The sequence below is a fragment of the Citrobacter sp. CK185 genome (genome assembly GCF_030333565.1).
GTDB lineage: Bacteria > Pseudomonadota > Gammaproteobacteria > Enterobacterales > Enterobacteriaceae > Citrobacter_B > Citrobacter_B koseri.
The window spans coordinates 62,188-82,712 of record NZ_JAOWFR010000010.1 but is presented as its reverse complement, the minus strand read 5'-3'; the positions used below and the strand labels follow the sequence as shown (position 1 = coordinate 82,712).

General features: G+C 50.8%; 21 protein-coding genes. 9 read left to right on the top strand and 12 right to left on the bottom strand.

Annotation, left to right across the window (positions count from 1 at the left end):
• Nucleotides 1-19 precede the first annotated feature (19 nt).
• Nucleotides 20-1,012: a glycosyltransferase family 8 protein gene (locus OGV79_RS01610; protein ID WP_110493647.1), complete on the top strand. Its 993-nt coding sequence runs from the start codon at nucleotides 20-22 to the stop codon at nucleotides 1,010-1,012.
• 25 nt (nucleotides 1,013-1,037) lie between these two features.
• Here the strand turns inward: OGV79_RS01610 and OGV79_RS01605 are convergent, their stop codons facing one another.
• Genes OGV79_RS01605 through rfaD form a run of 7 tightly spaced genes read right to left on the bottom strand, consistent with a single transcriptional unit; the run spans nucleotide 1,038 to nucleotide 8,307 of the window.
• Nucleotides 1,038-1,982: a glycosyltransferase family 8 protein gene (locus OGV79_RS01605; RefSeq protein WP_058668284.1), complete on the bottom strand. Its 945-nt coding sequence runs from the start codon at nucleotides 1,980-1,982 to the stop codon at nucleotides 1,038-1,040.
• Nucleotides 1,983-3,038 carry a lipopolysaccharide core heptosyltransferase RfaQ gene (rfaQ, locus tag OGV79_RS01600; RefSeq protein WP_110493648.1) on the bottom strand — a complete coding sequence of 352 codons (1,056 nt, stop codon included), beginning with the start codon at nucleotides 3,036-3,038 and terminating at the stop codon, nucleotides 1,983-1,985.
• Between the two features lies 1 nt (nucleotide 3,039).
• Nucleotides 3,040-4,053 (bottom strand): glycosyltransferase family 2 protein, encoded by a 1,014-nt coding sequence (locus OGV79_RS01595; protein ID WP_012135762.1) that lies wholly within the window; start codon nucleotides 4,051-4,053, stop codon nucleotides 3,040-3,042.
• The gene (locus tag OGV79_RS01590; RefSeq protein WP_181421280.1) at nucleotides 4,046-5,329 is read right to left on the bottom strand and encodes an O-antigen ligase family protein; all 1,284 of its coding nucleotides are present in this window, start codon (nucleotides 5,327-5,329) and stop codon (nucleotides 4,046-4,048) included. The genes OGV79_RS01595 and OGV79_RS01590 overlap by 8 nt, the downstream gene beginning before the upstream one ends.
• 18 nt (nucleotides 5,330-5,347) lie before the next feature.
• On the bottom strand, nucleotides 5,348-6,316 hold the full coding sequence (gene rfaC / locus OGV79_RS01585) for a lipopolysaccharide heptosyltransferase RfaC (protein ID WP_230009575.1): 969 nt from the start codon (nucleotides 6,314-6,316) through the stop codon (nucleotides 5,348-5,350).
• A 3-nt stretch (nucleotides 6,317-6,319) separates the two neighbouring features.
• On the bottom strand, nucleotides 6,320-7,366 hold the full coding sequence (gene rfaF, locus OGV79_RS01580; protein ID WP_012135759.1) for an ADP-heptose--LPS heptosyltransferase RfaF: 1,047 nt from the start codon (nucleotides 7,364-7,366) through the stop codon (nucleotides 6,320-6,322).
• Between the two features lie 8 nt (nucleotides 7,367-7,374).
• Nucleotides 7,375-8,307 (bottom strand): ADP-glyceromanno-heptose 6-epimerase, encoded by a 933-nt coding sequence (gene rfaD / locus OGV79_RS01575; RefSeq protein WP_012135758.1) that lies wholly within the window; start codon nucleotides 8,305-8,307, stop codon nucleotides 7,375-7,377.
• Nucleotides 8,308-8,522: 215 nt separating this feature from the next.
• Here rfaD and kbl point away from each other — a divergent pair, with 215 nt between their 5' ends.
• Both kbl and tdh read left to right on the top strand, forming a co-directional pair.
• Complete coding sequence (gene kbl / locus OGV79_RS01570; protein ID WP_286466798.1) at nucleotides 8,523-9,719, top strand: glycine C-acetyltransferase; 1,197 nt, start codon at nucleotides 8,523-8,525, stop codon at nucleotides 9,717-9,719.
• Nucleotides 9,720-9,728: 9 nt separating this feature from the next.
• Entirely contained in the window at nucleotides 9,729-10,754 is a 1,026-nt protein-coding gene (gene tdh / locus OGV79_RS01565; protein ID WP_286466796.1) for an L-threonine 3-dehydrogenase, read from the top strand.
• A 53-nt stretch (nucleotides 10,755-10,807) separates the two neighbouring features.
• On the opposite strand, the gene rfaY is transcribed toward tdh, so the two are convergent.
• Complete coding sequence (gene rfaY / locus OGV79_RS01560) at nucleotides 10,808-11,494, bottom strand: lipopolysaccharide core heptose(II) kinase RfaY (protein WP_110493650.1); 687 nt, start codon at nucleotides 11,492-11,494, stop codon at nucleotides 10,808-10,810.
• Nucleotides 11,495-11,673: 179 nt separating this feature from the next.
• On the opposite strand from rfaY, the gene OGV79_RS01555 reads away from it, so the two are divergent.
• Nucleotides 11,674-12,708 carry a glycosyltransferase gene (locus tag OGV79_RS01555; protein WP_110493651.1) on the top strand — a complete coding sequence of 345 codons (1,035 nt, stop codon included), beginning with the start codon at nucleotides 11,674-11,676 and terminating at the stop codon, nucleotides 12,706-12,708.
• On the opposite strand, the gene OGV79_RS01550 is transcribed toward OGV79_RS01555, so the two are convergent.
• From OGV79_RS01550 to gpmM, 3 genes are read right to left on the bottom strand one after another with little or no spacing between them, the layout of a single operon-like run.
• Nucleotides 12,695-13,660 (bottom strand): divergent polysaccharide deacetylase family protein, encoded by a 966-nt coding sequence (locus OGV79_RS01550; RefSeq protein WP_110493652.1) that lies wholly within the window; start codon nucleotides 13,658-13,660, stop codon nucleotides 12,695-12,697. The two genes, OGV79_RS01555 and OGV79_RS01550, sit on opposite strands and share 14 nt — an antisense overlap.
• Nucleotides 13,661-13,663: 3 nt before the next feature.
• Nucleotides 13,664-14,923: a murein hydrolase activator EnvC gene (gene envC / locus OGV79_RS01545; protein WP_258371875.1), complete on the bottom strand. Its 1,260-nt coding sequence runs from the start codon at nucleotides 14,921-14,923 to the stop codon at nucleotides 13,664-13,666.
• Between the two features lie 33 nt (nucleotides 14,924-14,956).
• Complete coding sequence (gene gpmM / locus OGV79_RS01540) at nucleotides 14,957-16,501, bottom strand: 2,3-bisphosphoglycerate-independent phosphoglycerate mutase (RefSeq protein WP_110493654.1); 1,545 nt, start codon at nucleotides 16,499-16,501, stop codon at nucleotides 14,957-14,959.
• Between the two features lie 247 nt (nucleotides 16,502-16,748).
• Between gpmM and OGV79_RS01535 the strand changes: the two genes are divergently transcribed.
• The 5 genes from OGV79_RS01535 to cysE all read left to right on the top strand — a co-directional run bounded on the left by OGV79_RS01535 (nucleotide 16,749) and on the right by cysE (nucleotide 19,892).
• Complete coding sequence (locus tag OGV79_RS01535; protein WP_012135748.1) at nucleotides 16,749-17,180, top strand: rhodanese-like domain-containing protein; 432 nt, start codon at nucleotides 16,749-16,751, stop codon at nucleotides 17,178-17,180.
• Between the two features lie 27 nt (nucleotides 17,181-17,207).
• Nucleotides 17,208-17,459, top strand: a complete 252-nt coding sequence (gene grxC / locus OGV79_RS01530) for a glutaredoxin 3 (RefSeq protein WP_047358806.1) — start codon at nucleotides 17,208-17,210, stop codon at nucleotides 17,457-17,459.
• A gap of 47 nt (nucleotides 17,460-17,506) precedes the next feature.
• Nucleotides 17,507-17,974, top strand: coding sequence for a protein-export chaperone SecB (secB, locus tag OGV79_RS01525; protein WP_003024155.1), 468 nt, complete (start codon nucleotides 17,507-17,509; stop codon nucleotides 17,972-17,974).
• Nucleotides 17,974-18,993 carry an NAD(P)H-dependent glycerol-3-phosphate dehydrogenase gene (gene gpsA, locus OGV79_RS01520; protein WP_012135746.1) on the top strand — a complete coding sequence of 340 codons (1,020 nt, stop codon included), beginning with the start codon at nucleotides 17,974-17,976 and terminating at the stop codon, nucleotides 18,991-18,993. Before secB ends, gpsA begins: the two co-directional genes overlap by 1 nt.
• A 77-nt stretch (nucleotides 18,994-19,070) precedes the next feature.
• Nucleotides 19,071-19,892 (top strand): serine O-acetyltransferase, encoded by an 822-nt coding sequence (gene cysE / locus OGV79_RS01515; RefSeq protein ID WP_012135745.1) that lies wholly within the window; start codon nucleotides 19,071-19,073, stop codon nucleotides 19,890-19,892.
• 82 nt (nucleotides 19,893-19,974) lie between these two features.
• On the opposite strand, the gene trmL is transcribed toward cysE, so the two are convergent.
• Nucleotides 19,975-20,448, bottom strand: a complete 474-nt coding sequence (gene trmL, locus OGV79_RS01510; RefSeq protein WP_047460282.1) for a tRNA (uridine(34)/cytosine(34)/5-carboxymethylaminomethyluridine(34)-2'-O)-methyltransferase TrmL — start codon at nucleotides 20,446-20,448, stop codon at nucleotides 19,975-19,977.
• Between the last annotated feature and the right edge of the window lie 77 nt (nucleotides 20,449-20,525).

The following is a 20,525-nucleotide window of genomic DNA, read 5'->3' as shown; positions in this document are numbered from 1 at the left end:
ATTTAAATAGGTGTAGTGAATGATTTTTGATTGCCATCAGTCTATAAAAAAGATACTTGATTTTAATCAAGCACCAGCCGGGGAGAGTCCACAGCTCAATATCGCCTGGGGTGTTGATAAAAACTTCATGTTTGGCGCCGCGATTTCGATGACATCAGTGTTGATACATAATAAAGACATCAATATCCATTTCCATCTTTTTACTGATTATGTGGATGATGATTATCAACAGAAAATAAGTATGCTGGCGCAGCAATTCTCTACTAACATCTCAATATATGTTATGGATGCCGAGGGGCTAAAGGTATTGCCCAGCGGTAATGCCTGGTCTCATGCGATGTATTTCCGTTTTATCGCATTTGAATATTTAGGTGAAAAAGTTGATTCACTCCTGTACATTGATGCCGACGTAATATGCAAAGGCTCACTTGTTGAATTGAGTCATCTCAACCTTGATGAGCATGTTGCTGCGGTAGTAAGGGACGTCGATGATAGTCCTGCCAGAGATATTGAGAAAAATAGTGATTATTTTAACTCTGGTGTGATCTATGCGAATCTCAAAAAGTGGAAAGAGCAGAACTTTATTGGTGCTGCATTTGATATCCTCCTGGATAAAAATCAGAAACTCTCTTTCCCCGATCAGGATGTTTTAAATATTCTTTTCTTAAATAAAGTGATCTTTTTACCGCGTATCTACAATGCGATATATGGTATAAAACAAGAGTTAAAAAGCAAAGATATATCACACTATAAAGAATATATAACGGCGGATACAATTCTTATTCACTATATTGGGGTAACTAAACCCTGGAATTCTTGGGCAAATTATCCGTCTGCACAGTATTTTGTGGAGGCATGGAAGGCTTCACCATGGGCGAATGTGCCGTTGTTGCCTGCCAGAACGCCAAAGCAGTATAAGAAGAAGTCACGTCATGAAAGGCTACAGGGTAAATATATTGCTTCAATTATCAGCTACATAGGCTATCTGGCTGAAAAAGTAAAAGGTAAGTAAAAAAGCTCCCCTCGGGGAGCTTTTTTTAATGAATCTTGGTTTTGAGGTACTTTGCGTACCATTTTATGGCGGTAAAATAATTACCTTTTTTTGCCGCCTGACGGGAGTACACCCGATAATCGGTAGGCCTCATACGAGGGGCATAAGAGCGTAACTCTGCATTCCGCCAGGGCGTGAAATGGTGGTAGAAAATATAAAGCTGTTGCGACAGTCCCGTATGTTCTTTATACCACGGCTTTCTTCCGCCTGTAAAATGAATGATTCTTGGCAGCGTGTCACTGTGATAGAAGAAATTTTCTTTCTGTTCGTCAGTAAACCAGTTAAACAGGAAATTCCAGCGGTTATCAATAAACGTAATATTGCCGTTCATTGCAATGTTGAGTGCATCCTGATCAAAGTAAGGCAATGATTTTCCTTGCTCAAATAATACGGTATTTGCTTTATGTTCAATGTCATGCTTAATCCAGTTCGCGACATTAATATAGAGGAAGCCAGCGTTAAAATAGTGATCGATGCTCAGCCCTAATCGCCGGGCGTGTTTATTATCATGAATGTTGAGAGAGTCATGGCTGACGGCGCAAACAACATCATCAATATCAACGCTGTTAATCTCACTGAGTGAGTCAAAGCATAGCGTATCGGCATCAAGATAGATAAAACGCTCTACTTTGTCTTTAAGTAAACGGGGCACAGCCAGACGCATATAAGTTGAGCGATTGAGATGTTTTATCGCAAAATCATTGTTATATTTTTCAATATCAGCCTTATCGATCGTGATAACCTGAATTTTATTACTGGTCGACTGTAGCTTCGCAATATCTTCATCGCTGACATCATAGACAAAGACAAAAAATGCGAGAGATTGCTCAGGGTTATTCATTATGACAGACATAATGGATACGGCAACATACTCCAGATAATTAGCATCTGTGCAGTAGGCAATATTAATTACGTTAGTTTTGTTATCCATTTACGCTGTCTCATTTCCTTCAACCGGGTTGCTATCATGGAGCACAGTGTCGATAGCGTCAATAACTGCGTGTTCTGGTATCCAGGTCAGGTATTTCCGGGATCTGTCCAGTTCTGCCCGGGTCGGCATTGGATGATAATCGCCTGCCCAGATCAGCGCAGCTTTATCTGACCAGGGTTTCCACTGTTGATAATTTGTGGCGCCAAACAAACATACCTGCGGCGTACCTAATGCGGCAGCCATATGCATGGGGGCGGAGTCCACGCCGATATACAGTACTGCATGATCGATTAACGCTGCCAGTTGCAGGAAGGTCGTTTTACCTGCCACCGTCAGGTCTGGTGGTGATTGACACAGTCCAGCGATACGCGCTACCTGCTGCTGTTCTTGTTCTGCGGGTCCACAGGTCAGGTAAACATGCAGACCGCGTTGCTGCAAATAATCTATGACATGCGCAAATTTCTCGTCATCCCAGCACTTAAAAGACTGTCTTGCAGTGGGTTGAATCACAACGTATTTTTGCGTGGGAAGCGCGGGAAGCTGAGTCAGTAAATATTGATAGTCACTCTCGCGATAGCAGAGCAACATCTCTTTTTTGAGCTCGCTTTCACTAAAGTCGAGGCCTTTTAGAATGGATAAGTTTTGCTCAACAATATGAGTTCCGGTTGTTGGTGTGACTTTTGTAAAAAGGCAATTCCACTGCTTCTTGTCCCTTTTAAAGGCAATAGAGGGGCGGCGTAGGGAAGCGATAAGTGCGGCAATAGGCCATTGCTCGGTTAAGTTGACAATAAGGTCATAGTGGTTTTTTTTCAGCTGGCGGCGTACTGATATATAATTTTTAATGGTTTCCAGCAGACCTTTCTTTTTTTCAATAAGGTAAAAGTTGTTGATTCTCTCATCAGCAGCCAAAATTGCCCTGGTGTCTTTATAAAGAAGAAGATCAATTTTTGCGTGCGGATAACGTGCCTGGAGACTGGCAATAACAGGGGTAATGAGCAGAACATCGCCATAAAACTTAAGCTTGCAAATAAGAATTCTTTCTACTTTATCAAACATATTAACTTTCCTTGCTAACAAATAACATTTTGCAAGCGTTTATGGCTTTAAATCGTATTTTTGAAATAAAACGATCAATGTGTGGGTACTTCATTTTATAAATAACTTTTCTTTTAACGATGCTTGTATCACAGCATGTCAGTGCATCTTGAATGTCACTGATCATATCTTCTTCGTAGCGATAATAACCTTTCTTCTTGCGCAGCAACTTGCGTCCTTCAAGGAAGCAGTTAATGATCATTAATGTGGCTACAGTTCGTTTTTCATCATTTTCTTTTATATAGTCACACATTTTACGCATGGCGAAGAAAATATATTGTGCATCATTTTCAAGAATATTCTCGGTAATGCTCCGATCGTTTATTCGATAATAATATAGCTTGTTATCTATTTTTAAGATCTTATGGCATTTAAAGTATTGAAATGGACAAAAAATAATGTCCTCATAACGATGATGTTCTTCAAAGCGGTCTTGCCCAATAATGTCACGGCGAAAGAATTTTGTTACAAGGTGCCATTGACCCGCACGGAAAGTGGGTAATAACTGCGTTAAATTTTCATCCGTTAACGTGATTTCACTCTGTTTTACTGCATCCGGCTTATCTTTTTGGCATTGATAGAGATTATTAATGTCACGGGTTAAGTTGAATTCAACGATATCATATTTCTCTTCTCTTAATTTAGGGAGAAGAACCGAAAAATAATCCGGGCTAATAATGTCATCGCTGTCAACAAAGCCAATATACTTCCCTGTCGCATGTGAAAGCCCGACGTTGCGGGTAATCGCAACACCATGATTTTCCTGGTAGATGTATTTCACGTTGTTGCAATGATGTTCGCGATAAAACGCATTTATGCGTTCTTCAGTCAAATCCGTTGAGCCATCATTAATAATGATTACTTCTACCTCATTAGTGATGCCCTGATGTAAAGACGCCAGCGTATCCGTAATGAATTCGGCATTGTTGTATGCCGGTATAATAATGCTCAGCAAATAATCTGAAGCGTTAATCATGGCATAACTCTCTCATCGTGCCTGGTGTCAGCATCATCGCCGCGCATAATGCCAGCATACTGCTCAGAGTTTCACCTTTGGCGTATAATAATAAGTCGCTTAAACCATAGATAACTATAGCACTGGAAATGATGAATAACAGAGGGCTACGTTGTGTATAAGCTTTTAAAAACATCGCCAGATACAAAAAGAGCAGAGCGATGACGCCAGAAATCCCTTTAAGAGAAAAAGTATCAATGAATTCGTTATGCAAATGGATGTCGACGAACCCAAGTGCTCCTCTTAACGAGGTATCCTGTCGGGCAAAATCCCGCATTCCAGCATCGCGTTGTTCAAGTGATTGGCCCCAGTAGTGGTTTTTTCCAGCATCAATACCCGCCCGTTGCATCGCGAGTCGGGCGCCAATCGAGGTATTACTGTTCTTCTTACTGTAAGAATGCATATCGGTTACGAAGCTGTTATAGCGCTTTTCAATCACCGATTTTAAAGGGATTGCCGCCAGCCCCGCGAGAACAATAAAGGCCAGTAACGTACGCAGCAAAACGGTACGGTTATGCCGATAGTGTAAGAAAAATAGCCCTATGCTCAGAACCGGATAGACCAGAATGGCGGCGCGGGTTTGCGTTATAGTGATAACCGCCAGTGATACCAAAAAGTGTAATAAATAGAGCAGGATTGTATGCTTCAGCCGCAAGTTGATGATGGCCTGGGACGCAAGCAATGCGACAAACGTCAACGCATAAGCCGCTCCTGTCGGATGTTCAAAACCCAGTTCGACACGGTAGTTAAGCGGATCTGGTGAGGTGAGGAGTTGATAACCCGCAAAAAGATACAAACCAACAGCCGTCGCAATCACCCAGTAGCGGGTTATACGATCTTTCATCGCACATGCGATTGGCGATTGCAGGGCTGTGACAATCAGTGCGGCAAAGATCATCACTTTACCGCCGTTCTGGTATGAGCGATAAGCGCCAGTAAAGGATGAGCCCGGTTCTTTAAAGATCTCAACCCAAATAATTTGTACTAAACCGAAGAGCAGCAGCATCACGGGTAACAGCAGGTTTTTCTTATCACTCAGAAGTGACTTGCTGTGTTTACCGATAATCGGTAGCGACAGAACCGCACATGCAATAAAAACTTTTAAAGCTTCGTCTGGATTGATCAGCAGCATCGCCAGGGTCGTCAGGCACCCGGCATAAAATAAAAAATAGATAACGTTAAACGGATTATTTTGCGTGCTGCGGATAAAGCGAGAAAACGTGTGTCCACGAAGCATGATTAATCTCTTTAAAAGTTATAGCAAATTAAAATCAAGCAATGATACTTTGACGGCATCCGCACCCAGAGTTGACATCTTCCCTGAATGACTCTTTTGCGCGCACTGATTCTTCCCATATCCCCCAATCAGTCCCGGATCGGTCGGGCCATACAGCGTGATATTAGGTCGATCAAGGGCGGCGGTTAAATGGCTAAGCCCGGTATCAACGGACACTACAAATTTTGCCCCCGCCAACTCGCGTGCGACCTCTTCCAGACTCATTCGTGGTAAAACATCCACATAATCAAATCCTTCCGCTAATCTTTTTGCCCGTGCTTCTTCATGGGGCGCACCCCAGGGCAGCTTAATGCGTACACCCGCATCACGCAGTTGGCCGATCAGATCTCGCCAGTTTGCTTCCGGCCAGTGCTTATCGTCTCGGGTGGTCGCGTGTAAAAATACCGCATATTGCCCTGCGTCTGCATTCAGATTGCTCAGGAAATGTTGCGCAATCGCATAATCGCCCTGAGACTGTGGCTTGCTGTACCCCAGGCTTTTGGCGAACAGCTCGCGGGTGCGTTCAACGGCATGCTGCGCTTTAGCGATGTGATGCTTTCGGTTGTAAAACAGGCTGGCCAGGGGCTCCCGGGCCGTACTCCAGTCCATGCCGTGCTTTACGCCGCGTCCCAGTCTTGTGACCAGCGCCGCGCTTTTTACCAGCCCCTGGGCATCAATAATCGCATCGTATTGCTGTGCCTGTACGGCATCGCGAAAGGCTTTACGTTCAGCTTTGATGGGCGCGGAAAACCAGGCCTTACGCCAACGGCGAATAGCGACGGGAATCACGCGATCGACAGCATCGTGCCAGGATGGAATTTGCGCGAATCCTTCTTCTACCACCCAATCAAACTGAATACCCGGGATGACTTGCTGTGCGTCAGTCAGTGCGGGCAATGTGTGTAACACATCCCCCATTGATGATGTTTTGACTATCAGAACCCGCATCCGTCAGGCTTCCTCTTGTAATAACAGACTATTGAGTTCTTCCAGGACACGCGTCGGCGTGATGTCAATCAGGCTCTGATGATACCCCTCCGCAGCATCCCCTTTGCGCACCTTGTGATAACCCGTAATCAGACGGATAACCCGCGCTTTATGCGAAAGTGGGGGAGTAAAGTCCGGGCTGCTGGGGCCGTACAGCGCGACCAGCGGACGGTTCAGCGCAGCGGCGACATGCATTAAACCAGAGTCATTCGTAACAACGGCTTTGCAGGCGGATAGAAGGATAACAGCTTGTTCCAGCTGCGTTTCTCCCGCCAGGTTGCGGCACCAGACCTGCTGCTCAGTATTCAGTGTAGCCAGAATTTCATTTCCGGCGTCATGATCTTTTGCTGAGCCAAACAAGACGATCTGGTGGCCTTCATCGATGAGCTGCTTTGCCAGTTCCGCATAGTGATAATGCGGCCAGCGTTTCGCCGGGCCAAATTCCGCGCCGGGGCAAAAACCGATCATCGGACGTTCAGCGGAAAGAGAAAATTCGTTGCAGATGAGGGACTTTTCGCCCTCGCTCACCTGTAGCTGCGGCCATAACAGAGGCTGCGGCAGATCCTGGGCAGTACGCATAACGCCTTTGTCGTAGGCCAGCGCCACATAGCGTTCCACCATTAATGGCCAGGCCTCTTTATCTAACACGCGCGCGTCGTTGAGCAGGCCGTAGCGCATCTCGCCGCGCCAGCCGGTGCGATGCGGAATGCCGGCAAAGAAAGGAACGAGTGCGGATTTAAACGAATTCGGCAGAACATAGGCGCGGTCATAGCGCTTTTCACGCAGACGATGACCGAGCTTGCGCCGCTCGCCAATTTCCAGCGCCCCGTGGCCAAGCGGCATGGGGATCGCGTCGTTGACCTCCGGCATACGCGACAATAACGGGCGGCACCACGCGGGCGCCATCACGTCGATTATCGCCTGGGGATAGCGCGCCTTGAGCGTGCGATAAAGACTTTGCGACATCATCATGTCGCCTACCCAGGACGGACCAATCACCAGTATTTTCATGTTTCTTCTTACGCGTCGCGATTCAGCCAGGCCATATACTCCGTTACGCCTTCGGCAACGGTCTTGAACGGTTTGTCATAGCCTGCGGCGCGCAGATTGGTCAGATCCGCCTGCGTGAACGCCTGGTAACGGCCTTTCAGTTTTTCCGGGAACGGAATGTACTCAAGGTCGCTTTTCTTGTGATAAGCCAGCGCGGCATCCGCCACGGCCTGGAAGGATTCCGCGCGCCCGGTGCCCAGGTTAAAGATGCCGGACACGCCGTTTTCCCAGAACCACAGGTTTACATCAGCCACGTCGCCGACGTAGACAAAATCGCGTTTGAAGTTTTCGCTGCCTTCAAACAGTTTTGGCGTTTCACCGTTGTTGAGCTGAGTATTCAGATGGAAAGCGACGCTCGCCATGCTGCCTTTATGGCCTTCACGCGGTCCGTAAACGTTGAAATAGCGGAAACCCACAATCTGCGAGCTGGCTTCAGGCAGGATCTGGCGTACATACTCGTCGAACAGGAATTTAGAGTAGCCGTAAACGTTTAGCGGTTTCTCATATTCACGAGACTCAATGAAATCAGAGGTGCGACCGCCGTAAGTTGCCGCAGAAGAGGCATACAGGAACGGAATGTCACGTTCCAGGCAGTAGTGCAGCAGCTCTTTGGAGTATTGATAGTTGTTGTCCATCATATACTTGCCGTCCCACTCGGTGGTGGAAGAGCAGGCGCCTTCGTGGAAAACCGCTTCGATATCGCCGAACTCTTCTCCGGCCATAATCTGGATCAGGAAGTCTTCCTTATCCATATAGTCAGCAATATTCAGGTCCACCAGGTTGACGAACTTGGTGCCGTCTTTCAGGTTGTCTACCACCAGAATATCGGTGATGCCTTTATCATTCAGGGACTTAACGATGTTGCTGCCGATAAAGCCCGCGCCGCCGGTAACGATGATCATAACTGTAACCTTCGAATTATGGAGTCAGAGACAATCTCAGACACGAATACTTCTTATCATATCACTACACGGCCCAGGCTTCAGCCATTCACCGATAAGCTGTGCGGGTACGCGTGATTTATGCTGCATTTTCAAGAAGTGATGATGCGTCATCTCGTATCAATGTATAGCTTTGGGTAATATGTGCTGAAATTTGCCCAGTCTGGAGAATCGCAATGCGTGGGGATTTTTATAAGCAGTTAACCAACGATCTGGAAACCGCCCGTGCGGAAGGATTGTTTAAAGAAGAGCGCATTATCACGTCTGCGCAGCAGGCGGACATCACCGTGGCAGACGGAAGCCACGTCATCAACTTTTGCGCCAACAACTATCTGGGGCTGGCTAACCATCCCGAACTGATTGCGGCAGCAAAAGCGGGAATGGATTCTCACGGGTTTGGCATGGCTTCAGTGCGCTTTATCTGCGGCACTCAGGACAGCCATAAACAGCTGGAGCAAAAACTGGCGGACTTCCTCGGTATGGAGGACGCTATTCTGTACTCTTCCTGCTTCGACGCCAACGGCGGCTTGTTCGAAACTCTGCTGGGCGCAGAAGATGCGATTATCTCGGATGCGTTAAACCACGCCTCGATTATTGATGGCGTTCGCCTGTGTAAAGCGAAGCGTTTTCGCTATGCCAACAACGATATGCAAGAGCTGGAAGCGCGTCTGAAAGAGGCCCGTGAAGCTGGCGCTCGTCATGTGCTGATCGCCACCGACGGCGTGTTCTCGATGGACGGCGTTATCGCCAACCTGAAAGGCGTTTGTGACCTGGCAGACATTTACGGCGCGCTGGTGATGGTTGATGACTCCCATGCTGTCGGTTTTGCCGGGGAGAACGGTCGCGGTTCTCACGAATACTGTGACGTAATGGGACGCGTGGACATCATTACCGGTACGTTAGGCAAAGCGCTGGGTGGGGCATCTGGCGGTTATACGGCGGCGCGTAAAGAGGTGGTGGAGTGGCTGCGTCAGCGTTCCCGTCCGTATCTGTTCTCGAACTCCCTGGCGCCTGCCATTGTGGCGGCCTCCCTTAAAGTGCTGGAGATGGTTGAGGCGGGGAGCGAACTGCGCGATCGCCTGTGGGCGAATGCGCGCCAGTTCCGTGAGCAAATGTCCGCTGCGGGCTTCACGCTGGCTGGCGCCGATCACGCTATTATTCCAGTGATGCTGGGTGATGCGGTGGTTGCGCAGCAATTTGCCCGCGAGCTGCAAAAAGAGGGGATTTACGTGACCGGATTCTTCTATCCGGTTGTACCGAAAGGTCAGGCGCGTATTCGTACCCAGATGTCTGCGGCGCATACCCCTGAGCAAATCACGCGTGCGGTTGAGGCGTTCACACGTATTGGTAAACAACTGGGCGTTATTGCCTGAGGATGTGAGATGAAAGCGTTATCCAAACTGAAAGCGGAAGAGGGCATCTGGATGACTGACGTTCCGGTACCGGAAGTCGGGCATAACGATCTGCTGATTAAAATCCGTAAAACAGCCATCTGCGGCACTGACGTTCACATCTATAACTGGGATGAATGGTCGCAAAAAACCATCCCGGTTCCGATGGTGGTAGGGCATGAATATGTCGGCGAGGTGGTCGGTATCGGTCAGGAAGTTAAAGGCTTCAGGATTGGCGATCGCGTTTCCGGCGAAGGCCATATTACCTGCGGCCATTGTCGTAACTGTCGCGGTGGCCGTACGCATTTGTGCCGCAATACTCTGGGTGTCGGTGTTAACCGTCCCGGTTGTTTTGCGGAATATCTGGTACTTCCGGCGTTTAACGCCTTTAAGATCCCGGATAACATCTCCGATGATTTAGCCTCTATCTTCGACCCCTTCGGCAATGCCGTACACACGGTGCTGTCGTTCGATCTGGTCGGTGAAGATGTGCTGGTTTCCGGTGCCGGCCCGATCGGCATCATGGCGGCGGCGGTAGCGAAACATGTGGGCGCGCGTCATGTCGTGATCACGGATGTGAATGAGTACCGTCTGGAACTGGCGCGTAAAATGGGCATCATCCACACGGTGAACGTTGCGAAAGAGAACCTGACCGACGTGATGGCTAATCTGGGCATGACTGAAGGGTTTGATGTCGGCCTGGAGATGTCCGGTGCGCCGCCTGCGTTTCGCGCCATGCTGGATACCATGAACCACGGCGGTCGTATCGCGATGCTGGGGATTCCGCCTTCGGATATGTCTATCGACTGGACGAAGGTGATCTTCAAGGGGCTGTTTATTAAAGGTATTTACGGTCGTGAGATGTTTGAAACCTGGTATAAGATGGCGGCGCTGATTCAGTCTGTCTTGGATCTGTCTCCGATCATCACCCACCGTTTCTCCATCGATGAGTTCCAGAAAGGCTTTGATGCGATGCGTTCAGGCCAGTCAGGAAAAGTGATTCTGAGCTGGGACTGATAGCATCCTGCTGGCGGCCAGGTTTTCCCGAACCTGGCCGTAAAATGGCGTTTTTATTTTCCGCGCATCTTGCGGGATAAGCGTCTGAATTTCTCTTTAAGCTGAATAAGTTTATAAACCAGACCCTGACCTTCAATATTCATATGGTATTTATTTTGTAATACTAAAATATCATTTGCCTGGCAAATTTTTAGACTTCCTTTGCAGGATAAGTCGATGATGCGCAATTCCCCGGAAGGTGTGCGGATAAAGTTTCCGGCATGAATATCATTGGAGGCCAGACCTGCCCGGTGCAGTTGCTGAATACACGCCTTAATATCTTCTTTATTGCTTTCATTAATATCATTTAATGGCTCCCCTTCAATATATTCATGAAGGGTATACACATCATAGCACTGGCGAAAACGTGTTTTCTCGGCCACACAGTAGAGATCAGCGGTACAGGCACGCACTTGTGGCGCCAGGCTGTCCAGTTTTTGGATCAGCTGCGAATAAAAAGGCCCGGAGAGAAAATTCTGAATCTTTTTCTCAAATCGTGGGTCTATTTCGCGATCGTTTTTGATGATGAACTTCCGTGACTGGTATTCAACAAGTTCTACGCTGCGGAATTCGTTGCCGCTGTTCAGCGGTTTGCCACTGATTTCGTTATTCATATACTTATCCATCAGGGACTTAAGGTCTTTATTTTCCTCTTTGTAATAGACCGTATAGCCCTTTTCATGTGTCTTACTGATGGTCATCACTTCCCTCAAGATAAGTATTCTAAATACGTATAATACGAAGGCGTAGTATACATGGTGAGGCTTCTCATCTGTAGGGTGTTTTGTGCGCCTTAACCATTATCTCCACTGGACTTAATAATTTCTTAATGAAAGCACGGTAGAAAAGGCCAATGTATTAAAGACTGACGGGCCATTCTATGAAAAGCAGCACAAGTACACTGAGTGTTATTATTCCGTTATACAATGCGGGTAATAGCTTCCAGGCATGCATGGAATCTTTGATTGCACAAACATGGAATGCGCTGGAGATCATCATTGTTAACGACGGGTCTACCGACAACTCCGTTGATATCGCAAGGCATTTTGCCGATACCCATTCACATGTTCACCTGTTGCATCAGGATAATGCAGGCGCGTCCGTGGCCCGCAACCGGGGGTTGGCTGCGGCGACCGGCGACTACGTTGCTTTTGTCGATGCCGATGATTTGGTGTATCCGAACATGTATGAAACGCTGATGACCATGGCGCTACAGGATGACCTGGATGTGGCGCAGTGTAATGCAGACTGGTGCATTCTTGAGACGGGGCATACCTGGCCATCCATCCCCACGGATCGCATTCGGTCGACAGGGGTATTAACCGGCCCGGACTGGCTGCGTATGGGGCTGGCTTCACGCCGCTGGACGCATGTTGTCTGGATGGGCGTTTATCGGCGCGCCCTTATTGAAAAACACGCGATTAGCTTTGTTCCCGGATTACATCATCAGGATATCCTGTGGACCACGGAAGTGATGTTCAATGCCACGCGCGTACGCTATACCGAACAGGCGTTGTATAAATATTTTCTTCACGATCAGTCTGTTAGCCGCCTGAAACGACAAGGTGAGCGTAATCTGCATTACCAGCGACACTACATTAAAATCACGCGTTTATTAGAAAAGTTGAATAGTGATTATGCGGATTGCATTCCCGTCTATCCTGAATTTAAGCAACAAATTACCTGGGAAGCGCTGCGGGTGTGTCATGCGGTGCGTAAGGAGCAGGACACGCTTATTCGCCAGCGGATGATCGCCGAAATATTTGCCTCCGGCATGTATAAGCGCATGATGCTTAACATACGAAGCGCGAAGGCGGCTTATCAGGCGCTGTTGTGGTCGGGTCGGTTATACCGGTGGCGTGATAAAACGGCTTCGCACCACCGCGTTGCCCGTAAAGCGATTAATCCGCGTTAGCGTTCTGGGGGGCAGCGATCTTGCCCCAGCCTTGCCACTGATGCCGGAAGTAGTTCACCATCGTGCTCTGCGTAATGCTTTCGCTTAACACGCTAAAGAACCGGCTGGCGTAGACAGGTTCTAACGGTTTCTTCGATTTACACACCTTCACGCCGCGGAACGGATTTCGCGGCGCATCCGGCGTACCGTTTTTCGGCGGCGTCAGATTTGGCGTAGAGGTATCTGTCTGCGGCTCGTTGAGCAGGCTGCTCGGACGCACCAGCGTAATATCCGCAGGCAGGTTATAGACCATCTGCTGAAGGACTCGCACCGTTGATGGATGCGGGTGCCCAATCGCGATAGCGGACCCGTTGCGACGGGCTAACTCAATGGCGCGATTAAACTGGCGACGAATATCCGCTTCGTTCTGCGTATCATCAAGGAACACTTTGCGCTTAATCACCTTCACGCCCGTCCCGGAGGCGGCACGCATCGCCTGGCTGTTGCCAATGGTCATGCTGTCGAGGAAGTAAAGGTTATAACGCTCCAGCGCCTGCATCACTTTTTGCATGCCGAACAGGCTGGAGGTCATCGCGCTGCCCATGTGGTTGTTGAGACCCACGGCATACGGCACCTTATTCACCGCATCGCGAATAATGCGTTCAATTTCGTCGCTGCTCATCTCCGGGCGCAGCGTATCTTTCTCCAGCGGCTGCTTGCTCAGCGGCGCCATCGGCAGATGGATCAGCACCTCATGCCCGCTGTTGTGCGCTTTGGTTGCCATTTCACGGGCATGTGGGGCATTGGGCAGGACGGCAACGGAGAGGGCGGACGGCATCGCCAGCACCTGATTTTCATTGTGCGGACGATAACCAAAATCGTCGATTACGATGGCGAGTTTGCCAGCAAAAACAGGGGAGGCGAATGCCAGCAGGCTGGCGAGTGAGAGTATTGTGCGACGAAAGTGAGGCAAAACTTATCTTCCCAACCACGGCTGTGGATTGACGGCCTGACCCTGGCGACGAATTTCGAAATAGAGTGACGGTCGGCCCTGACCGCCGCTGCTGCCTACAAGCGCAATAGGCTGGCCTGCGCGAACCTGTGTGCCAACGCTGACCAGTGCGCTCTGGTTATACCCGTAAAGGCTCATATCGCCTTTACCGTGCTCCACGACGACGACCAGACCGTAGCCCTGCAACCAGTCCGCCAGAATCACCCTGCCGTCCGCAATTGCTTTGACTTCAGTACCTTCAGACGCACCGATAACCATTCCTTTCCAACGTAGCTCACCTTGCAGCTGTTCGCCATAACGATGCAACGTTGGGCCGCGAACGGGCCAGAATGCCTGACCGCGCGGTGAACCCAGACCGCCGGTACGGGACATCAACGATTTTTCGCTTTCGGTTGGTTTGTAGGTTGTGCCTTTGCGAGTGGCTTCCTGCTGACGATTGCGCACCGCCTGCGCTTCGCGGGCTTCTCGCTCCGCCCGGGCTTTGGCGGCCGCCTCTGCACGCGCGATGCTGTTGCGCAGGCGGGATTCGTTCGCCCGCAATTCACTTAACTGCTGTTGCCCCTGCTGGATTGACGACTCAAGACTGGCGATCGTTTTCTGACGCTCATTACGCGCCTGCTCCAGCTTCGCCTGTTGGGCGCGTTGTTCATACAGCAGCGTCTGTTGCTGGCTCTGTTTCTCTTCCAGCGCCGCTTTCTGAGACGCCACCTCTTCACGCGTCTGTTTCAGTTCGGCAATGGTGTCCTGGCGCGCCTGGTTCAGATAACCGAAATAGGCCTGCAAACGCTGCCCGCGCTGGCTCTCTTCACCGCTAAGAATGAGCTGAATCCCCGTATGCTCGCCCTGGCGAAAAGCCGCATCCAGCTGCGCGGCAAGGCTGCGTTCCTGAATGGCTTTTTGTTGTTCCAGCTTCGCGATAGACGCGTTCATCGCGTCGATCTGCTTATTCAACTGGGCAAGGGTATTCTGGGTTTCACGCAGTTTACGCGCGGCGGCGGAGATGGCCTCTTCCTGCGTTTTGAGCTGTGCGAGCAAACTGGAACGTTGCTGCTGTTGCTGGCGTACGGCACGCTCTTTGGCGGCGATATCCGCCTGGATAGATTTGAGCTGATCGCGGTCATCCGCATGGGCGGAAAAGGCGCACAACAATACGCCAGCGCTCAACACGCTGGCGTAAATCATGGGTCTGACTGAAAACCTGCGTGGTTTCACGGCCCGTGTAATGGAATTAAACGCCTTTCCCCTCATGGGGAAGGATTATTCCACGATGAACAGCGGCTTACCAGTCATCTCTTTCGGGATTTCCATACCCATCAGCGTCAACATCGTCGGTGCGATATCAGAAAGTTTGCCGCCTTCGACCGCTTTTACGCTTTTCGCGCCGACATAAATCAGCGGAACCGGCAGGTTGGTATGCGCAGTGTGCGCCTGGCCGGTGGATGGATCGCGCATCTGCTCGGCGTTGCCGTGGTCTGCGGTGATCAGCAGTTGGCCGCCAACGGACTCAACCGCTTTAGCAACCTGCTCAACGCAGTGATCCAGCGCTTCAACCGCTTTAACCGCCGCTTCCATCACGCCAGTGTGACCGACCATATCACCGTTCGGGTAGTTACAGATGATGGTGTCATACTTGCCGCTCCCGATAGCCGCAACCAGTTTTTCGGTCAGTTCTGCGGAACTCATTTCCGGCTGTAGATCGTAGGTCGCCACTTTAGGCGAGTTGATCAGGATGCGTTCTTCGCCTGCAAACGGTTCTTCTACGCCGCCGTTGAAGAAGAAGGTGACGTGGGCGTATTTTTCCGTTTCGGAAATGCGCAGCTGGGTTCTGTCGTTCTTCGCCATCCACTCGCCGAAGGTGTTTGCCAGCGATGCCGGTGGGTAAGCCACGGCGGTTTTGATATCAGCGGCGTACTCGGTCAGCATGACGAAGTTCAGATTAACCACTTTCTTACGGGCGAAGCCGTCGAAATCAGCATTAACGAACGCGCGGGTAATTTCGCGGGCACGGTCAGCACGGAAGTTCATGAAAATCAGCGTGTCGCCGTCTTCCATCGCGGCATCGGCCTGACCTTCCGCGCGAATGACGGTCGCTTTCACAAATTCGTCGTTTTCGTCGCGCGCGTAAGCGGCCTGCAGGCCAGCAACGGCGGTATCGGCCTGGAATTCACCCTGCGCCAGCGTCATCAGGTCATAGGCCTGCTCAACGCGATCCCAGCGGTTGTCACGGTCCATTGCATAGTAACGACCAATAATGGACGCTACGCGGCCTTTGCCCAGCGCGGCAAACTTGTCTTCGAATTTTTTCAGCGAGGATTCCGCGCTGCGTGGCGGGGTATCGCGGCCATCAAGGAAGGCGTGCAGATAAATTTTCTCTGCGCCGCGTTCTGCGGCCAGTTCGACCATCGCCATGATGTGGTCTTCGTGGCTGTGCACGCCGCCCGCAGACAGCAGGCCCATAATGTGCACGGCTTTACCGGTATTTTTCGCCTGATCGACCGCCGCCGTCAGTTCCGGGTTAGCGAAGAAGGTACGTTCTTTAATTTCAACATCCAGGCGCGTCAGATCCTGATACACGATACGGCCCGCGCCCAGGTTAACGTGACCCACTTCGGAGTTGCCCATCTGACGGTCCGGCAGACCCACTTCCAGACCGGAAGCGTCGATCAGGGTATGCGGACGTTTTGCCCACAGAGCATCCATTACCGGGGTTTTGGCATTCAAAATGGCGTTATCCTGGCTGTCTTCACGGTAGCCATAGCCATCCAGAATCACCAGTACCATAGGTTTTTTAGAAACCGACATTGCGACAACCTCACACTCAATAGACAAAATAATTGCGTAATTTTACTACAGCTGAATCGATAAAATAGCCTCAGAAGATCAAAGAATGGGGCAGAGAGCGAGCCGGGGACGGCGCGGATCGACGTTTTTTTTCCGTAGCGCCCCGCAAAAATGCAATCCATTGCACGCTCTGGCTGTATTTGCGCCAACGCGCAGGTATACTCCTTTCCTGGTTTTTTAATCACTGAGTCGGGAGTTGTTACCCCCCATGCAAGAAATTATGCAATTTGTTGGCCGCCATCCCATACTGAGTATCGCCTGGATTGCGTTACTGGTGGCGGTGTTGTTCACCACTTTCAAAGGCCTGATGTCTAAAGTTAAGGTTATTACTCGCGGCGAAGCGACGCGTCTTATCAACAAAGAAGACGCCGTTGTGGTGGATTTACGTCAGCGTGACGACTTCCGCAAAGGCCATATCGCGGGCGCGACTAACCTGCTGCCGAGCGAAATCAAGGCCAACAACGTTGGCGAGCTTGAAAAGCACAAAGATAAGCCTCTGATCGTGGTTGATGGTTCCGGTATGCAGTGTCAGGAATCCGCAAACGCACTGATCAAAGCGGGCTTTGAGAAAGTTTTTGTGCTGAAAGAAGGCGTTGCGGGCTGGAGCGGTGAGAACCTGCCATTAGTGCGCGGGAAATAACGCGTTACTCAACACGGGAGATAAGTCATGGCCAACATCGAGATCTACACCAAAGCAACCTGCCCGTTTTGCCATCGTGCAAAAGCGCTGTTGAGCAGTAAGGGTGTGAGTTTCCAGGAACTTCCGATTGACGGCGATGCCGTAAAACGTGAAGAGATGATCAAGCGTAGTGGCCGCACGACGGTTCCGCAGATTTTTATTGATGCACAGCACATTGGCGGCTGTGACGACTTGTATGCGTTGGATGCACGTGGTGGACTGGATCCCCTGCTGCGTTAAAACATGCCGCAAGTATTTTAAGGACAACACTAAAGGGTTTTCTACACATGTCAGAACAAAATAACACCGAAATGGCTTTCCAGATCCAACGTATCTACACCAAGGATGTGTCTTTCGAAGCGCCAAATGCGCCGCATGTTTTCCAGAAAGATTGGCAGCCAGAGGTTAAACTTGATCTTGATACGGCGTCTACTCAACTGGCAGATGACGTATACGAAGTGGTACTGCGTGTTACCGTAACGGCTTCCCTGGGCGAAGAAACCGCTTTCCTGTGCGAAGTTCAGCAGGGCGGCATTTTCTCCATCAGTGGTATTGAAGGAACTCAGATGGCGCATTGCCTGGGTGCATACTGCCCGAACATTCTGTTCCCGTATGCCCGCGAATGCATCACCAGCCTGGTTTCACGCGGCACGTTCCCGCAACTGAATCTTGCGCCGGTTAACTTCGATGCGCTGTTCATGAACTATTTACAGCAGCAAGCTGGCGAAGGTACTGAAGAACATCAGGATGCCTGATGAACCAAAGTAATGCTTCAATGACTGTGATCGGTGCTGGCTCGTACGGCACCGCTCTTGCCATCACCCTGGCGAGAAACGGCCACCAGGTTGTCCTGTGGGGCCACGATCCTAAACATGTCGCGACCCTTGAGCGAGACCGCTGCAACGTCGCGTTCCTCCCTGATGTGCCTTTTCCCGATACGCTACGCCTTGAAAGCGACTTAGCCACCGCGCTGGCGGCCAGCCGTAACATTCTGGTGGTGGTGCCAAGCCATGTCTTTGGCGAGGTGCTGCGACAGATTAAACCGCTGATGCGTCCTGATGCGCGCCTGGTCTGGGCGACCAAAGGTCTGGAAGCGGAAACGGGGCGCCTGTTGCAGGATGTCGCCCGTGAAGCGCTGGGCGATGACATCCCGCTGGCGGTGATATCCGGCCCGACGTTCGCTAAAGAACTGGCGGCGGGTTTGCCGACGGCAATTTCTCTGGCGTCGACGGACGAAACCTTCGCGGATGATTTGCAGGAACTTTTGCACTGCGGTAAGAGTTTTCGCGTCTACAGCAACCCCGATTTCATCGGCGTGCAGTTGGGCGGTGCGGTGAAAAACGTGATTGCGATTGGCGCAGGCATGTCTGACGGCATCGGTTTTGGCGCAAACGCACGTACCGCGCTGATCACGCGTGGGCTGACGGAAATGTCGCGTCTTGGCGCGGCGCTGGGGGCCGATCCGACCACCTTTATGGGAATGGCGGGTTTGGGCGACCTGGTTCTGACCTGTACTGACAACCAGTCGCGTAACCGCCGTTTTGGCATGATGCTCGGTCAGGGCATGGATGTTCAGAGCGCGCAGGACAAAATTGGTCAGGTGGTTGAAGGCTACCGTAATACAAAAGAAGTTCGTGAGTTGGCGCACCGTTTTGGTGTCGAAATGCCAATAACCGAGGAAATTTATCAAGTATTGTATTGCGGAAAAAACGCGCGCGAGGCAGCATTGACGTTATTAGGTCGTGCACGCAAGGACGAGCGTAGTCGCCACTAGCCGTAAGGATCTGTTTTATTAAATGACCCGGCCCGCGAAGAACGGGCCGGTCGTTAGCCTGATACCTGGAGTCAGCAATGTCATGTGAAGAACTGGATATCGTCTGGAACAATATTAAAGCCGAAGCCCGGGCTCTGGCGGACTGTGAGCCGATGTTGGCCAGTTTCTACCACGCGACGCTACTCAAGCATGAAAACCTGGGCAGTGCGCTGAGCTATATGCTGGCGAACAAACTCGCATCTCCGATTATGCCTGCCATCGCCATCCGTGAAGTGGTGGAAGAGGCCTACGCCGCCGACCCGGAAATGATCGCCTCTGCTGCCTGTGATATTCAGGCGGTACGCACCCGCGACCCGGCGGTAGACAAATACTCGACGCCGCTTCTGTATCTGAAAGGCTTCCATGCTCTCCAGGCCTACCGTATCGGCCACTGGTTATGGAATGAAGGCCGCCGCGCGCTGGCGATATTCCTGCAAAATCAGGTTTCTGTCACCTTCCAGGTCGATATTCACCCGGCGGCGAAAATTGGACGCGGCATTATGCTCGATCACGCGACGGGGATTGTGGTCGGTGAAACGGCGGTAATCGAAAACGATGTCTCGATCCTGCAATCGGTCACGCTTGGCGGGACCGGGAAAACCAGCGGCGATCGTCATCCCAAAATTCGTGAAGGCGTGATGATTGGCGCCGGGGCGAAGATCCTTGGCAATATCGAAGTGGGGCGCGGCGCGAAGATTGGCGCGGGCTCCGTGGTCTTGCAGCCCGTACCGCCACACACTACCGCAGCGGGCGTTCCGGCGCGGATTGTCGGCAAGCCCGACAGCGATAAGCCGTCAATGGATATGGATCAGCATTTTAACGGGATTCACCATACGTTCGAATACGGCGACGGCATCTGACTTTATGCCCGGTGGCGCTACCGCTTACCGGGCCTACCAGATCCGTAGGTCGGATAAGGCGTCAGCCGCCATCCGACAGAAATCAACTACGCAATACCGCGCCAGGATACCCCAACTGGCGCCATGCCTCATATACCACGACCGACACCGCGTTCGACAGGTTCATGCTGCGGCTGTCCGGCATCATTGGAATACGAATTTTTTGTTCTGCGGGCAGCGCGTCGAGAATGGTCGCCGGTAAACCGCGCGTTTCCGGGCCAAACATCAGGTAGTCCCCATCCTGATAGCTCACCGCGCTATGGGCAGGGGTGCCTTTGGTGGTCAGAGCAAACAGACGCTGTGGGTTTTCGGCGGCGACAAAGGCAGCGTAATCGTGATGGCGCTGTACGGCGGCAAACTCGTGATAGTCCAGCCCCGCGCGGCGCAGACGTTTATCATCCCATGTGAAGCCCATCGGCTCGATAATATGCAGACGAAAACCGGTATTGGCGCAAAGACGAATAATATTGCCGGTGTTTGGTGGGATTTCTGGTTCGAATAATACGATATTCAACATGCTTAACTGCCCCCTTAAGTGCGGGGGGCAGAATAGCAGAAAATACGTTCACCCTCACCCTGTAGGCCTGATAAGCG

Coding starts and splice junctions, on each gene's coding strand:
- OGV79_RS01590 (WP_181421280.1), bottom strand. CDS start 5,329: ATGCTTCGTGGACACACGTTTTCTCGCTTTATCCGCAGCACGCAAAAT.
- OGV79_RS01610 (WP_110493647.1), top strand. CDS start 20: ATGATTTTTGATTGCCATCAGTCTATAAAAAAGATACTTGATTTTAAT.
- gpmM (WP_110493654.1), bottom strand. CDS start 16,501: ATGTCGGTTTCTAAAAAACCTATGGTACTGGTGATTCTGGATGGCTAT.
- trmL (WP_047460282.1), bottom strand. CDS start 20,448: ATGTTGAATATCGTATTATTCGAACCAGAAATCCCACCAAACACCGGC.
- rfaQ (WP_110493648.1), bottom strand. CDS start 3,038: ATGTTTGATAAAGTAGAAAGAATTCTTATTTGCAAGCTTAAGTTTTAT.
- rfaY (WP_110493650.1), bottom strand. CDS start 11,494: ATGACCATCAGTAAGACACATGAAAAGGGCTATACGGTCTATTACAAA.
- kbl (WP_286466798.1), top strand. CDS start 8,523: ATGCGTGGGGATTTTTATAAGCAGTTAACCAACGATCTGGAAACCGCC.
- cysE (WP_012135745.1), top strand. CDS start 19,071: ATGTCATGTGAAGAACTGGATATCGTCTGGAACAATATTAAAGCCGAA.
- rfaC (WP_230009575.1), bottom strand. CDS start 6,316: ATGCGGGTTCTGATAGTCAAAACATCATCAATGGGGGATGTGTTACAC.
- OGV79_RS01595 (WP_012135762.1), bottom strand. CDS start 4,053: ATGATTAACGCTTCAGATTATTTGCTGAGCATTATTATACCGGCATAC.
- grxC (WP_047358806.1), top strand. CDS start 17,208: ATGGCCAACATCGAGATCTACACCAAAGCAACCTGCCCGTTTTGCCAT.
- rfaF (WP_012135759.1), bottom strand. CDS start 7,366: ATGAAAATACTGGTGATTGGTCCGTCCTGGGTAGGCGACATGATGATG.
- tdh (WP_286466796.1), top strand. CDS start 9,729: ATGAAAGCGTTATCCAAACTGAAAGCGGAAGAGGGCATCTGGATGACT.
- rfaD (WP_012135758.1), bottom strand. CDS start 8,307: ATGATCATCGTTACCGGCGGCGCGGGCTTTATCGGCAGCAACATCGTT.
- OGV79_RS01535 (WP_012135748.1), top strand. CDS start 16,749: ATGCAAGAAATTATGCAATTTGTTGGCCGCCATCCCATACTGAGTATC.
- secB (WP_003024155.1), top strand. CDS start 17,507: ATGTCAGAACAAAATAACACCGAAATGGCTTTCCAGATCCAACGTATC.
- OGV79_RS01605 (WP_058668284.1), bottom strand. CDS start 1,982: ATGGATAACAAAACTAACGTAATTAATATTGCCTACTGCACAGATGCT.
- OGV79_RS01555 (WP_110493651.1), top strand. CDS start 11,674: ATGAAAAGCAGCACAAGTACACTGAGTGTTATTATTCCGTTATACAAT.
- gpsA (WP_012135746.1), top strand. CDS start 17,974: ATGAACCAAAGTAATGCTTCAATGACTGTGATCGGTGCTGGCTCGTAC.